The organism is Janthinobacterium sp. (genome assembly GCF_009923995.1).
In the GTDB taxonomy this organism is placed as follows: domain Bacteria; phylum Pseudomonadota; class Gammaproteobacteria; order Burkholderiales; family Burkholderiaceae_D; genus Janthinobacterium.
In genome coordinates, this window is the sequence record NZ_RFSK01000003.1 from 130297 (window position 1) to 143038 (window position 12742).

General features: G+C 61.8%; 15 protein-coding genes. 7 read left to right on the plus strand and 8 right to left on the minus strand.

Going from position 1 to position 12742, the window contains the following annotated elements:
- Window positions 1-8: 8 nt before the first annotated feature.
- From EBS11_RS02585 to EBS11_RS02600, 4 genes are all read right to left on the minus strand, one after another.
- Window positions 9-494 (minus strand): hypothetical protein, encoded by a 486-nt coding sequence (locus tag EBS11_RS02585; RefSeq protein ID WP_290600304.1) that lies wholly within the window; start codon window positions 492-494, stop codon window positions 9-11.
- Window positions 491-1369: a ParA family protein gene (locus tag EBS11_RS02590; protein WP_290600306.1), complete on the minus strand. Its 879-nt coding sequence runs from the start codon at window positions 1367-1369 to the stop codon at window positions 491-493. The genes EBS11_RS02585 and EBS11_RS02590 overlap by 4 nt, the downstream gene beginning before the upstream one ends.
- Before the next feature lie 800 nt (window positions 1370-2169).
- Window positions 2170-2775, minus strand: coding sequence for a hypothetical protein (locus EBS11_RS02595; protein WP_290600308.1), 606 nt, complete (start codon window positions 2773-2775; stop codon window positions 2170-2172).
- 361 nt (window positions 2776-3136) lie between these two features.
- Window positions 3137-4567 carry a cytochrome P450 gene (locus EBS11_RS02600; protein WP_290600309.1) on the minus strand — a complete coding sequence of 477 codons (1431 nt, stop codon included), beginning with the start codon at window positions 4565-4567 and terminating at the stop codon, window positions 3137-3139.
- Window positions 4568-4656: 89 nt separating this feature from the next.
- Between EBS11_RS02600 and EBS11_RS02605 the strand changes: the two genes are divergently transcribed.
- Complete coding sequence (locus EBS11_RS02605; RefSeq protein ID WP_290600310.1) at window positions 4657-5523, plus strand: helix-turn-helix domain-containing protein; 867 nt, start codon at window positions 4657-4659, stop codon at window positions 5521-5523.
- Window positions 5524-5608: 85 nt separating this feature from the next.
- Here the strand turns inward: EBS11_RS02605 and EBS11_RS02610 are convergent, their stop codons facing one another.
- Window positions 5609-7009 carry a PLP-dependent aminotransferase family protein gene (locus EBS11_RS02610; RefSeq protein ID WP_290600311.1) on the minus strand — a complete coding sequence of 467 codons (1401 nt, stop codon included), beginning with the start codon at window positions 7007-7009 and terminating at the stop codon, window positions 5609-5611.
- Window positions 7010-7292: 283 nt separating this feature from the next.
- On the opposite strand from EBS11_RS02610, the gene EBS11_RS02615 reads away from it, so the two are divergent.
- The 5 genes from EBS11_RS02615 to EBS11_RS02635 all read left to right on the plus strand — a co-directional run bounded on the left by EBS11_RS02615 (window position 7293) and on the right by EBS11_RS02635 (window position 9501).
- On the plus strand, window positions 7293-7532 hold the full coding sequence (locus EBS11_RS02615) for a hypothetical protein (RefSeq protein ID WP_290600313.1): 240 nt from the start codon (window positions 7293-7295) through the stop codon (window positions 7530-7532).
- Between the two features lie 172 nt (window positions 7533-7704).
- A complete protein-coding gene (locus EBS11_RS02620; RefSeq protein ID WP_290600314.1) occupies window positions 7705-8112 on the plus strand; it encodes a GNAT family N-acetyltransferase in 408 nt (135 codons plus the stop codon).
- Between the two features lie 29 nt (window positions 8113-8141).
- Window positions 8142-8600, plus strand: coding sequence for a hypothetical protein (locus EBS11_RS02625; protein ID WP_290600316.1), 459 nt, complete (start codon window positions 8142-8144; stop codon window positions 8598-8600).
- 132 nt (window positions 8601-8732) lie between these two features.
- On the plus strand, window positions 8733-8933 hold the full coding sequence (locus EBS11_RS02630; RefSeq protein ID WP_290600389.1) for a DUF3079 domain-containing protein: 201 nt from the start codon (window positions 8733-8735) through the stop codon (window positions 8931-8933).
- 70 nt (window positions 8934-9003) lie between these two features.
- Window positions 9004-9501 carry a prolyl-tRNA synthetase associated domain-containing protein gene (locus EBS11_RS02635; protein WP_290600317.1) on the plus strand — a complete coding sequence of 166 codons (498 nt, stop codon included), beginning with the start codon at window positions 9004-9006 and terminating at the stop codon, window positions 9499-9501.
- On the opposite strand, the gene EBS11_RS02640 is transcribed toward EBS11_RS02635, so the two are convergent.
- Entirely contained in the window at window positions 9502-10647 is a 1146-nt protein-coding gene (locus EBS11_RS02640; protein WP_290600390.1) for an MFS transporter, read from the minus strand. It abuts the gene before it with no gap.
- 224 nt (window positions 10648-10871) lie between these two features.
- Between EBS11_RS02640 and EBS11_RS02645 the strand changes: the two genes are divergently transcribed.
- Window positions 10872-11513, plus strand: a complete 642-nt coding sequence (locus EBS11_RS02645; protein ID WP_365954694.1) for a TetR/AcrR family transcriptional regulator — start codon at window positions 10872-10874, stop codon at window positions 11511-11513.
- Here EBS11_RS02645 and EBS11_RS02650 read toward each other — a convergent pair.
- The gene (locus EBS11_RS02650) at window positions 11510-11980 is read right to left on the minus strand and encodes a GNAT family N-acetyltransferase (protein WP_290600318.1); all 471 of its coding nucleotides are present in this window, start codon (window positions 11978-11980) and stop codon (window positions 11510-11512) included. The two genes, EBS11_RS02645 and EBS11_RS02650, sit on opposite strands and share 4 nt — an antisense overlap.
- Before the next feature lie 51 nt (window positions 11981-12031).
- Window positions 12032-12604 carry a hypothetical protein gene (locus EBS11_RS02655; protein WP_290600319.1) on the minus strand — a complete coding sequence of 191 codons (573 nt, stop codon included), beginning with the start codon at window positions 12602-12604 and terminating at the stop codon, window positions 12032-12034.
- Window positions 12605-12742 lie beyond the last annotated feature (138 nt).

The window sequence follows — 12742 nt, forward strand, 5'->3', positions numbered from 1 at the left end:
GTTTTTCACTAACGTTTTTTATCGATGCCAGCTAAGTAAGGATCATAGTCGTTTTGAATGTTTAGATTTTTAAGAAAAAAATCAATTGAATATTCTGATTTTCCTTGGAAGGATCGAGTTATTACATCTCTGAGCGACATTTTCATTAGCGACATGTCGGACACTCTTGGAAGAAAGTTTTTTGGTATAGCTGATATAACTATTTTTTTTGGTATTTTTCTATCTTGAATTTCTTTTATTGCGCTCTCTAAATCGTAAGGGCTGGCTTTTGAAATATCGGATTTTGATACTTTTGATGGTGTTGGAGTCTGATCGGTGATTCCACTTATTGCTTGAATTGATTTTCTTAAGGAATTGCCTAAGTCGGCGCAGAATTTTGGATTCCTAACTAAATCCAATGCAATTGAATTTATTTGTATTTCTGTAAATTCCGATGAGAGAATATGTCCTACGATTTTTCTAATTAAATCAGTATTGGCTCTCGATTTTTTCATTTGAATACTCCTATGCGGAATAAAAACTCGCCTGTAACTTGCACCGCGTTTCTCCATGCTTCTGTGCTGTATGATTTTTTGTTCTGCCAGAGATAGCCTTTCCCACCATCTAAATCATTTAAAGCACTATATTTTTTCAGTGTGTTTTTTAAGCAACTAGATTCATATTTTTTATTGTCTCGGATCTCTGTTTCCGTTCTTGTTACACCATTGCGTCCAGTTAAATTAAATAAGATATGTGGGGTTGGTCCTTTGGAGCCTTGTTTCTTGGAATCAATGAAAGACATCATTAATCCAATGCCACGGAGTGCATAACGTTGTGGTGCGACAGGTATTAATACATGATCCGAATTTCTCAGCGATGTCTTCGTGAAGATTGACCCTGCTGGATGGCAATCGATAATTATTAAATCATATTCCTTCTTGCATTCCTTTATAAATTTTTCGAATCGTACCTCCATCGGTTTCGTACTGGTGTTGGCCTCGCCAAGTGCAACATACATTAGATTTAAGGTTGATGGGATCAGATCGAGAGTGGAGCTATCTGTGAAATGAAGAATTTTAGCTCGAACGTCTCCAACTTTCGGTGGATTTTCATTACCAGGTACCTGAAGATGGTAGGGGTCAAGCGTTGAGTCATCATCGACAAGAACAGATAATATTGTTTTTTTTGCCTCCTCAAGCTCAAAGTACCTTTTTGACGGAAGCAGAGCTTGAGATAAATTGAACTGTGGGTCGTAATCAATCAGCAGAACCTTTCTAGGTCTTTGATTTGGGAACGTAGTGCCAGCGGTAAGTGCCCCCAAGTGCATAGATACAGTGGTCTTGCCAACGCCACCTTTCATGTTCATAACTGTAACGACTTGTCCTGTCATATGCATCCTTGACGTAAGTAGTTGCTCTCGTGAGCTAAAAAATTGCAATACTTCTACATAATACCTAATTGGTATGATTTTTAGGAAATATTTAACTGCAAGAGTGACATTGTTGAACTTGCGACGATTGCAAGAACATTATTTTTTCTCATGAACCTGATTTGGTACGTTAAGCGGCACTGAAATAATCCACAAACGTAAAATCAGGCCCAAGGATCCTATCTTGTTGGGCTGCTATGATGTTGCCTTTGCGAAGCAAAAACGATCCGCAAGCCCGCATGGTTGTTGAGTCTCTTGTCGAGATTCCCAAGCTTGCGCTCGCGTCCCATGCTCGAAGGTCGCAGGCAACCGCGTACCGCCGAAAAAGTCAAAGATCGAGAAATTCTGTTTCTTTTCAATCGACGGTACAAGCGTAGGTACGCTGCTGCTAGGTGGTCATATAAGGCGCATGAATAGTAGGTTTGTGCATTACACCGCTTCCAGCAGGGCACCTGCCCGCCCTGCGCGTGAGACTCGAAGGGCTGGCCCAACCGGCTCAACCCGCCCCGAATCCTCCAAGCGCTGCCGCAGTGCAACCCCTGAGCCGCAGGCTCCCGTGGCTCCAACCAGGTCTCCAGCCAAGCCCGCCGCCACGGTACTCAGCCTCATCCCGTATCCAAATGGCAGACCAACCCGTCGCACCGGATGACCGCCATGCCACGCCAACCGCACCGCAGATTGTCCGTGCAGCTACCGCGACGGCAAGGCAAGGGCGATGCCTCCTCGATGCATGCTCCAGTCCGTTACTCTCACTCCCCCGCTTACCGGTAAATGCTCAAGTACTGCGTGGGAATGTCGAGCGGGTGGAGCTTGCCCGCCAATGCCAGGTTAATCAGCAGGGCGGCCAGCAGGCCGATTCCCGCCGGGATGCCAATGGCGAGACTGCGCACCGTCGGGGAGCGTGTTGCGACTTGCCTGTACAGGGCACAGCCCAGGTGCGTGAACAGGGCGCAGACTGAGAAGAAATAGTAGGGCGCAAAGAACAGTTCATAGGGCATCCGCGCCAAACCGGCTGCGGCATAGTAAAAATTCGTGTCGAGCTTGAGTACGGCGCGGCCGAACAGGATTGCGCCGACATGGAAAAGCAGGAACAGGGCCAGGTAGATTCCTGAGCCGGCCTGCAGCCACGCTACCAGGCCGTAGCGTTTTTTCCGTTTCTGCAGGACCATCCATATTCCGCTGCCGCATTGAAACAGCACGCACGCCAGCAGCACCGGTTCGACCATGGCGTGTCGATAGAGTGGCCGGATCGCCTCCATGAAGGCGATGTGCGCGTGGGCGCCGGCAAGGGCCACGAGGTGATTGCCAAGATGCAGCAATATATAGGCTGCCAGGACACAGGCCGACAGGCGGTGAAATTTACGCATGGGCATATGAATTCATGGGTGAGTCGGTTTTTCCTGTGTTGCGCTGGCGTTCCATCCCGCGAGGGCGGCGGATCCCTCCGGGGCCGGTCAGCGGAAACCATCGTGCAAGAGAAGTTGTATGTATCAATATGGCAAGTGGACCTAAAGTTTGAAAAACAATAAAAAGTCATTTTCGGCCCGCCAGGCACGGCCCCTGCCGGCAGCAGGCCTGCCTGCCATGCTGGAATCCGGTTGCCTTAGGGTGCATCGTGGGCGCGAGCGCGCATGTGCGGCAGCACTTGCCCATGGCATCGGCGCGGTGGCTCTTCTTGCCGCCGCGCAAGGGATAAGGCTCCATGAACAGATCGCTGTCCGGCCGCGATCAGCCCGCTGCCGCCGGTCCGCGCTGGCGTAAGGTGATGGCCAGCGGCGCGGGCATCATCGTGAAGCCCATCACTTCCTTGGGGGCGCTCCCCGTCAATGGCCGGACTTGCGTTACCTCAAAGTTGGCCAGCAGCGTTGCCATCGCCACCTTGATTTCCATCAGTGCCAGGTAGCGCCCTGGGCACATTCGTGGCCCGGCACCAAACGGCATGGACAGCCGGCGGGCAGCGCCATCGTCACCCAGCCATCGCTCCGGCGTGAAACGCTGCGCGCCGGGAAGGAAAGCCTCGTCCATGCTGTCGTGCCGCAGTACGCACCACAGCAGGGTATCCGCCGGCAGGCGCACATCCAATACGTTGGTCTCGTACAGCGCCTGCAGCGGCAGGAAGGGCGCGGGCGGCTTCAGGCGCATGGCTTCAAGCGCACAGGCTTCCACATAGTCGAGCCCATCCAGCTGTTCGGGCGTCATCGTCCAGCTATCGGCCACCTTGTCCAGTACTTCCTGCTGCGCCTGTTTCAGGGCCGCCGGATGCTGCCACAGCAGCCATATCAGCCAGGCCAGGGCGCTGGCAGTCGTTTCCTGGCCACCCAGCAGCATGGTCGAGACATTGCCGGCAATGACGGCATGATTGACGCCGCTGCCGGGTTTCTCGGCCGCCAGCAGCATGGCCTGCAGCATGTTGACGGGCTGGGCGCGCAGTGCCGGATCGGCCGCAAGCGCCTTGCTTGCCTGGGCGATAAAACCATCCGTCGCCGCCTGCAGCGCGCCTACGCTGCGTTCCAGGCGGCGGTCCGCGGGAAGCCGCAGCCAGCGCCAGTAAGGGAAGGGCATCAGCGAGCGGCGGGCCACCCCGGCCATCACGACACTCACATGGTCCTGCAGTTTGTCGTCGCCGTTCTGCAGCGTATTGACGTCCTCGCCAAAGGCGAGACCGGCAATCACGTCGACCGTGTAGCGTTTGAGGTCACCGGACAGATCCATCTCCTGCTGCGCCTGCGCCGCCGCGCTCCAGCGCTGCGCCAGCCGCAGGCCCACCTGACGCAGGCGCAGGAAATACGCCTTGACCATGGATGGCGAAAAGCCGTGCATGACCATGCGGCGCTGCGTCAGCCAGTCGCCGCCCTCGGCCAGCAGGACGCCGGGAGCGCCGCCCAGTTCGGCCGAGATATCGGCCGTCACGGCGGGGCGGCGGAAAGTGTCGGGCCGCGCACGCAGCACCTGGCTGATCGCCTTGCTGTCAGACAGCACCACCACCTGCCGGCTGCCGATGCTGGCCCGGAATATCGGGCCGTAGCGCCCGCTCCATTGTTCCATGGTCTGGTGGATGGTGCGGGGGTTGAGCTGGTGCGCATTGCCGAGAAACGGCAGCGCGGGCGGGGCCGGCAAGTCGGCGATTTCGCGTGAGACGGGCATGGCAGCGGTATTCATGAGACTCCCTCGGTTGGCAGGTGATGCAGGCAGTATCGTTTGCCCCGTCAGGCAGGTCTTGAACGTTTGCGACACGCTACAATGCTGGCATGACGCCACCTGATGCCATCTGCCCGCCGACCGTCGCCCGCCTCGTCGCCCCCCGCGTGGCGCTGGCTTCCTGCGTACGGGCCTGGCTGGTACGCAGCACCATGGGCGCAGCTCCCTTGCCGGCGGCGCAGCGCCTGAATCGCTTTCCCGCGACGCCGTTCTGCGCCATTACCTGGATGATCGAGGGAAACGCCACACTGGTGGAGCCGGCCACCGGCGAGGAGGCTGGCCCTGGCGACGCGGTCTTTTCCGGCCCGCGCACGCTGCCCTGCATGACTGCCAATCCCGGCCCCGTGCATACGATCACCGTGCTGTTCTTCGCCGACGCGCTGCATCGGCTGACGGGGCTGGACATGTCCACCCAGATCAACAACATGGCCGAACTTGGCGCCGCGCTTGGCGAAGAGTGGCGGGCGCTGTCGGCGCCCCTGCTGGCGGCAGCGGACGACGAGGCCCGTATCGCCGTGCTGGAAGACTGGCTGGAGCCGCGATGGCGCCAGGAGCGCGGCGCCGAGGGCGCCTTGTGGGCGCCCATCCACGACTGGCTGCAGGCGCTCGCCCTGCGGGCCGCAACGGCCGGCGCGGGACGCAGCGCACGAATGGTGGAGCGTCGCGTCCGTGTCTGGACGGGGCATCCCTTGCGCATGCTGCGCCGCCTGGCAAGGGCCGAGGAATCGTTGGTGGCGGCGACGCGCGAGCAGCAGCAGGGGAAGATGTCGCTGTCCGACGTGGCGGCCCGCTCGGGCTATGCGGATCAAGCCCACCTGTCGCGCGATGCGCGCGCACTGGTCGGCGCAAGCCCGCGCGAGCTGGCGACGCTCGCGCAGACGGATGAAAGCTATTGGCTGTACCGCATCTGGATCTGAGCCGGCGGGACATGCACACCGGCGCCGCAGGCCAATGCGGCCGTATCGAGAGCCCCCTGGCCGGAGCGCCGCGCTTCCCTGACCGTCACACCACCGCCGCGCTGAAGGACTCGGGCCGCCGCGCGAGCAGGTGGGACAGCCGTTGCAGGCCCGCCTGCAGGCGCCCGCGGTCCTTGATGCTGCCCAGGGAGATGCGGATGGCATTCACGGCGCCGCTGCCCGTTGCGAATGCCTCCGCCGGCGTGACTGCGATGCCGGAGCTGGCGGCTGCCTGCGCCAGCTGCGAGGAATTCCAGTACGCCGGCAGCTCGAGCCATACATGCAGGCCGTCACCCAGGCCGCTGTAGCGCCCCGCCAGGATATCGCGCGCCATCCTGTGGCGCAGGCGCGCCTCCTGGCGCACGCCGTCCATCAGGCGGTCCGCCGACCCGTCGAGTATCCACTGGGTGGCCAGGGCGGCCGTCAAGGGGGCGACCATCAGCGCGAAGGAGCGTAGCGCGACGAGGAAGCGTTCGCGTTCGAGCGGGTCGCGTATCAGCACGAAGGCGACGCGCAGGCCGGGCGTCAGGCATTTCGACAGGGTGGAGATGTAAGCCACCTGTTCCGGGGCAAACGTGGCAATCGGCGGCGGCGGGGCTTCGGCCAGGAGCCAGTAGGGATCGTCCTCGACGATGCGCACCTTGCAGCGCTGGGCGATGCCGGCGAGCTCCTTGCGCCGGCGTTCCGGCATGGTGATGGCGGTCGGGTTCTGCAAGGTCGGATTGAGGTAGATCAGCGCAGGCTTGTGCTGGCGGCACGCCTGCTCGAGCTTCTCGGGCACCATCCCGTGTCTGTCCGCTTCCACCGCCATGAGCTGCCGGCCGAACTGGCCCGCTGCCGCACGCAAGCCGGGATAACTTGCCGGCTCTGCCAGGATGACGTCGCCAGGCTCCGTGAGCGCCAGGATCAAGGCGGCGATCGCCGCCTGCGCACCGGGACAGACGACCAGCTGCTGCGTATCCACATGGCCAAACATCGGTGCCAGCCATTTGGCGCCGGCCTTGCGGTCGGAGTCGCTTCCTCCGCCCAGGTGATAAGTCATCAGCAATTCATTATCTGCCCGCATCAATACTTGCGACAGCCCCTGTTTCAGCATGTCGTCGAAGTCCACGCCATCGGGCGGCGGCGGGGTATTCATGCTCAGGTCGAGGATGGCGGTCAACTCCACCTTCGGCGCCGCGACATACGTGCCGCGGGCGCCGCGGCCCTCCAGCAAGTGGCGGCGTCGGGCTTCGTCGTAGGCGCGCGTGATCGTCGTCAGGTCGACGCCCAGCTGGGCTGCCAGCTGGCGCTGCGGCGGCAGGCGGTCGCCCGGGGTCAGCGATCCGTTTGCCACCGCCGCTTGCAAGGCATCGGCAATCTGTAAAAAACGCGGCCCTTTGTACCCGGCCAGGCGGGGCATCCAGGGTGGCAAAGCATCATCTTGTATGGTTTTTAAGTGGGACATTTTGTCTCAATGTATGGAAATTGTTTTTAAGTAGTATGCATCAGAACCTGCGGCAACGCCACCTTGCATGGCAGTCGCCGGGGTTTTCTCCTCTCCCGTCCGGATGCGGCAACGCACGGCGTGCGATGCCCTTGTTGTTTCATAGGTGGCTATAATGAAAGACTCAGGCAGGGTGGCTGGGGAGGGGTTGAAAAAATGTCGCTGCTGCTGCAGCGTTTTGAGGCAGTGCTCCTCACCATGGATAGTGTCAAGTAATAGCTGGAAATAGCTGGAAATACTCAAAATGATCGATTGGATCCCGATAGTCTTCGTTACCTTCAAGGGCCTCGTGCTCGGCACGGGCATGTTCTTCGCCATCAAGTGGCATTACGATCAAGGGAGGAAGGGCAAGATCGAAGAGCGGCGCGCCGTGCTGCGCGCCAGCGGCAAGGCGGTCGCCATCTTCGTGCTGCTGCTCCTGGGCCTGGGCTTCGTCACCTTCGACCTCGTCAAGATGCTCGGTTTGGAAATATCGTTCACCTGATGACAAGGAATGGCCGGTCGCCATCGGGTTGACTCGGCCAGAACCGGATGCCGCCTGCCCCAGGCAAGCGCCACCCTGGTAGCTGCAGGTGCCGGCAAGGCCTGCCCGAACCCGCATGCCAGGCTCGCCCGCCTGGCGCGCCCTTGCGCAATTACGCCGTACTCTTAAGCCCATGAAAAACCTGCCCGTAGAATATCGTCACAATTTCCCCCTGGACCCGGTCGATGTCGTTCGCGTCTTCGACCAGTCGGGCATCAAGCGGCCGACGGCCGATCTGCCGAGGATCGCGCGCATGTTTGCCGCGCCCGGCCTGCTGCTGTCGGCATGGGTGGATGGCAAGCTCGTGGGGCTGGCCCGCTCGCTGACCGATTATGCCTACTGCTGCTATCTCTCGGACCTGGCGGTAGACAAGCAATACCAGGGCCTGGGCATCGGCAAGGAACTTGTCCGGCGCACCCAGGCCGTCATCGGCGACGACGTGTCCCTGATACTGCTGTCGGCCCCGGATGCCATGTCCTACTATCCGACGCTCGGTTTTGAAGCTGCGGGCAATGCCTACGTGATTCGGCGCAAGCATTGAGCGACCGCTTCCGGGAAAGCCCGCGCCTCATGAAAACCGTCTACACCCTGGCCGGCGCCCTTGCACGGGACCCCGGCCGCGTCGCCAAGACCCGGGCGCTCACCCTCGACGAGTCCAGGCCCCACATGGGCCTGAAAGGCAGCCACGGCCTGTTTGCCTCCGCGGAGTGGTGGGACAGCATCGCGGCCGGGCGCCTCCTGACGCAAACGGTGACGGGCAGCATCGAGCGTACGTCTTTCGCGGGCCAGGACAGCCGCCGCGGCGATCAAGTCAACAGCGTCACCTTGCGCCTGGCGGATGGCTCGACTGTGGACGAGAGCATCTACGCGCACCACTCGCAGGACAGCCGGCTGTTCGTGCCCGGTGCCACGGTGACGATGGTGTATGCGCTGGACGAGCTGAAGGCGCAAGCTGCGGCGGACGGTGGTGTCAATTACGCGCGGACCGTGCTGGAAGTTGCCATCTCCGTCGGGAACGCTCGGGAATAGGGTACGGCGCCGCGCCGCAGTTCCACCATCGGCACAACCTTGACCCAGGACAAATTCCCCGCCGAAATTCGTTTGACCGTCCCCCGCGCCGGGTCTAGAGTCGTCGACAAGACCTCAACGGACCCCATCGCCATGGCCAAGCCCTTTCCCCTCAACCCCAGGAACCCCGAGCGCATCTGCTGGGGCTGCGACCAGTACTGCTCGCCGGATGCCATGCGCTGCGGCAATGGCTCCGAACGGACACAGCATCCGATCGAGCTGTTCGGCGAGGGCTGGAATGACTGGGGGCTGGCGGCGGCCGACAAGGACGACAAGGACGAGGACCAGCCTTGACGGCAAGCGTTCCGCACGGTGCGCCGCTACAATCTCTTCATCGCGCATTCGTTCGCGCTGAGGAGTGACCATGCAAGAAACCCTGTCCCGCTGGCTGGCAAGCAGCGCCGGCGAATACCGGCTGGCCGAGCATCCGGCCGTGCATACGATCGGCGAAGCGCTGCTGCACGTGCCGCCCATGCCGGGCCTGATGGTGAAAAACCTGTTCCTGCGCGACGAGAAGGGCAGGCGGCATTTCCTCGTCATCGTGCCCTTCGACCGGCGCATCGACGTGGCGGCGCTGGGGTGGCTGTTGCCTGCGAGTAAGCTCAGCATGGCCTCGCCCGAACGGCTGCAGCGGCACCTGGGCATCGCACCCGGCGCCGTCAGCCTGTTTGCCTTGCTGCATGACAGCACGCAAGCCGTGGAGCTGGTGCTGGACCAGGCCGTGTGGGACGCCGGCCATCTGCAAGCCCATCCGCTGCGCAACACGGCTACCGTGCTGCTGTCGCATGCCGCCCTGGTCCGTTTCCTCGCGCACACGGGGCACGTGCCCCGCATCCTGACGGTGCCGTCGGCGCCCGCGTGATCAATGCCCGGCCACGGGCGCGCCGCCGCTGCGCCGCCCCGGGCGGAAACCATGCGACCGGGCCGACCAGGCGATCGCGAACGCCAGCGTGAGCAAGGCCAGCATGGCCCACGGAAAGGCGCCCGCACCCCACATCTGCAGCAGGGCGCCGCCGACGATGCCCGCGGCCGCGATGGCGCCATTCCACGCCACCACATTCATCGACAGGGCCACGTCGGCGCCGCTGCCGGCCGTGTCGGCCAGCGCCGTCTGCAACAGCGTGGCCGCGCCGCCAAAGCTCAGGCCCCAGACGGCCATGGCCACATAGACGATGGCGGGCAGATGCGAGGCGATGCCCAGCACGAGGGCCGTCGCGGCAAACACGGCCAGGCTGGCCAGCACGGCGGTGCGCAGGTGGCGCTCGACCAGCCTGCCCGTGACGCAGATGCCGGCCAGGGCGGCGGCGCCAAAGACGAGCAGGACCAGGTCGACCCGCTGCGTCAATCCCGCCGGCGCGACGAAGGGGGCAATATAGGTGTAGAGAATATTGTGCGCCAGCATCCAGGCGATGACGACGGCCAGCACGGGGCGCACGCCCGGCGTCGTGAAGACGCGGCGCAGGGGCAGGCGTTCATGGGCGGACTGGCCCGGGTAGTCCGGCACCTTCGCCAGCACCCAGGCGATCAGGACCAATGTCAGGGCGGAAATGATCCAGAACGCGGCGCGCCAGCCGACGAGGGAACCGAGCAGGGTGCCCAGCGGCACGCCCAGGGACAGGGCGACGGGCGTGCCCACCATGGCCAGGGCCAGGGCGCGGCCTTGCTGCTGCGGCGCCACCATGCGCCGCGCGTAGCCGGCGAGCAAGCTCCACGCCAGTCCGGCCGCCATGCCCGCGAAGAAGCGGGCCGCCAGGGTCAGCCAGTAGTGCGTCGACAGGGCCGTGACGGTATTGAACACGAGAAAGCCGATGATGGTCAGCAGCAGCACGTTGCGGCGGCGCCAGCCGCGCGTGGCGATGGTCAGCGGTATGGCCGCCAGCAGCGAGCCGAGCGCATACGCCGTGACCATTTGCCCGGCCAGCGCGGCGCTGATGCCGAGTCCGGCGCTAATTTGCGGCAACAAGCCGGCGGGCAAGGTTTCCGTGACGATGCAGATAAACCCCGTCATGGCCAGGGCCAGCAGGCCGGCGACGGGGAGGCGGTCGGCCAGCGCAGGGCTGGCTCCGGTGGTAAGCGTGGCGTGATTCACGGCAAATATCCTTGTAAGTGTGAGGGCGCAGGCAGGCGCAGGCGTGCCCCTGCCCGTCGTGGCGATACATATGTATCGATCGGTATAAATATAGGTGATGCCGCACCACGTTGTCAACGACTTCTGTATCGAGTAGTATGTAAGTGGATGACGATGAGGAGGAATGGATGGCGCAAATGGGACGGCCGCGCACGTTTGACCGGCAGGCGGCGGTCGAGCAGGCCATGTTTTTATTCTGGCAGCAGGGCTATGAATCGACGTCCTTGAGCCAGCTCAAGGCGGGCCTGGGCGGCGGCATTTCCGCGCCCAGCTTTTATGCCGCGTTCGGTTCGAAGGAAGCGTTGTTCCGCGAGGCGGCGCAATGCTATCTGGACACGTATGCGCGCGTGACGGAATGCCTGTGGGACGATGGCCTGGCGCCGCGGCAAGCCATCGAGCTGGCCTTGCGCCAGTCGGCCAGGATGCAGTCCGAGCCGGGCCACCCGCCCGGTTGCATGGTGGCGCTCGGCTGCATGAGCGCGCCCACGCCCGAACATGCGGCCGTCGCCGCCCCGCTGACCGCTTCGCGCGCCCGCACGCGCGCCGGCTTCGCGCGCTGCGTGGAGCGGGGCCTGGCCAGCGGCGAACTGGCGGCGGGCACGGATGGGGCCGCGCTGGCCGCCGCCTTCGACGGCTTTTTATCGGGCGTGTCCATCCAGGCCCGCGACGGTATCGGCTACGCCGTGTTTGACGGGGCCATCACACAGCTGATGCGTCTGTGGGATGCCAGCCGCTTGACGGCCTAGGCCGTAAAGCGGAACTCCAGCACGTCGTCGCCATACTGGTCCGTCTCGCCCGTCGCCGTCCAGCCCAGGTAGCGGTAAAAGCCGTAGGAACGGGAGGCGGGGTCATTCGAGCAGCCGAGGAACAGCCGCTGGTGGCCCTGGGCGTGCAAGTCCGCCATGACCCGTTCCAGCAGGGTCTTGCCGATGCCGAGGCCTTCGGCTTCCGGCAGCAGGGCCAGCACGACGATTTCGCCCGTGCCGCGTTCGCCAAAGCAATAGCCGGCCAGCTGGCCGTTGCGAAGGCACACGTGGCCAGGCAGGTTGCCCGAGCGCATCATCTGCGCCCAGGTGTCGGCCGTGATGCCCACTTCCGCCAGGCGCTCCGCGGTGATGGCGTTTTGCCGGGTCTTGCCGCGCAGGTCGATGAAGGCGGGGGTGTCGTCCGCCTTGGCGGCATGGAAGGTGATGGAGGCTGGATATGTGGTCATGTATTTACTCGCTGGTGCCGTGTCTGTGGCGGGAATGCGCCTGGATAAACTTCATTCCCAGGATTTGCGCATGGTTTGCACATGGCGTTGCCAGTCAAAGATCTTGGTATTCTCGATTGCCTGCTGGCGGAGATTGCCGCTATCGATGATTTCATCCTTGACGATGATCAATTCGTTCTTGTCATTCAAGCCGTATTCCCGGTAGCGCTCGCAATCCTGTTCGCGCCGGGCGATGGCAGTTAATGTCTTGCGGTGCCATGCATAGCTGTCCTCATAAAAACATTGCGCCGCGCAGCCGCAATTGGCGATGCCGCCTTCGATTCTCCGGCCGGCGATGCTGATTTCCAGATTCGGGATCGCTGATAATGGCTTGCTGAAACGGTAGTTTTTCGCCTGCGTATCCCACAGCCACACATCGGAACAGCGGATGCGCCCCTGGCTATCCGTATAGCCCGTGACCCACAGGTCGGCGTGGCCGTCGAAATTCATGTCCAGCAGGAGCGCGTGCAAATTGCCCGTGCCGCTGCTGCTGCAGCTGCCAGTGACCCAGCGCTTGCCGAGGTTCAGCCGGTAAGTCTGCTTGTCATCGTGATTCACGTAGCGGATATCGGCGGCTTGCCGCACCTTGCCGCACCTTGCCGCTCGCGGCCTTTTCCAGATGTAGCGAGCCGCAATAAGCGGCAGTGGAAAACAGGGATAAAAACAGGGCTATGAGCTTCATGGCGATATTCTCGGGCCGGCACGTGGATAAAATATCCCGAT

Coding starts and splice junctions, on each gene's coding strand:
- EBS11_RS02585 (WP_290600304.1), bottom strand. CDS start 494: ATGAAAAAATCGAGAGCCAATACTGATTTAATTAGAAAAATCGTAGGA.
- EBS11_RS02590 (WP_290600306.1), bottom strand. CDS start 1,369: ATGACAGGACAAGTCGTTACAGTTATGAACATGAAAGGTGGCGTTGGC.
- EBS11_RS02595 (WP_290600308.1), bottom strand. CDS start 2,775: ATGCGTAAATTTCACCGCCTGTCGGCCTGTGTCCTGGCAGCCTATATA.
- EBS11_RS02600 (WP_290600309.1), bottom strand. CDS start 4,567: ATGAATACCGCTGCCATGCCCGTCTCACGCGAAATCGCCGACTTGCCG.
- EBS11_RS02605 (WP_290600310.1), top strand. CDS start 4,657: ATGACGCCACCTGATGCCATCTGCCCGCCGACCGTCGCCCGCCTCGTC.
- EBS11_RS02610 (WP_290600311.1), bottom strand. CDS start 7,009: ATGTCCCACTTAAAAACCATACAAGATGATGCTTTGCCACCCTGGATG.
- EBS11_RS02615 (WP_290600313.1), top strand. CDS start 7,293: ATGATCGATTGGATCCCGATAGTCTTCGTTACCTTCAAGGGCCTCGTG.
- EBS11_RS02620 (WP_290600314.1), top strand. CDS start 7,705: ATGAAAAACCTGCCCGTAGAATATCGTCACAATTTCCCCCTGGACCCG.
- EBS11_RS02625 (WP_290600316.1), top strand. CDS start 8,142: ATGAAAACCGTCTACACCCTGGCCGGCGCCCTTGCACGGGACCCCGGC.
- EBS11_RS02630 (WP_290600389.1), top strand. CDS start 8,733: ATGGCCAAGCCCTTTCCCCTCAACCCCAGGAACCCCGAGCGCATCTGC.
- EBS11_RS02635 (WP_290600317.1), top strand. CDS start 9,004: ATGCAAGAAACCCTGTCCCGCTGGCTGGCAAGCAGCGCCGGCGAATAC.
- EBS11_RS02640 (WP_290600390.1), bottom strand. CDS start 10,647: ATGACGGGGTTTATCTGCATCGTCACGGAAACCTTGCCCGCCGGCTTG.
- EBS11_RS02650 (WP_290600318.1), bottom strand. CDS start 11,980: ATGACCACATATCCAGCCTCCATCACCTTCCATGCCGCCAAGGCGGAC.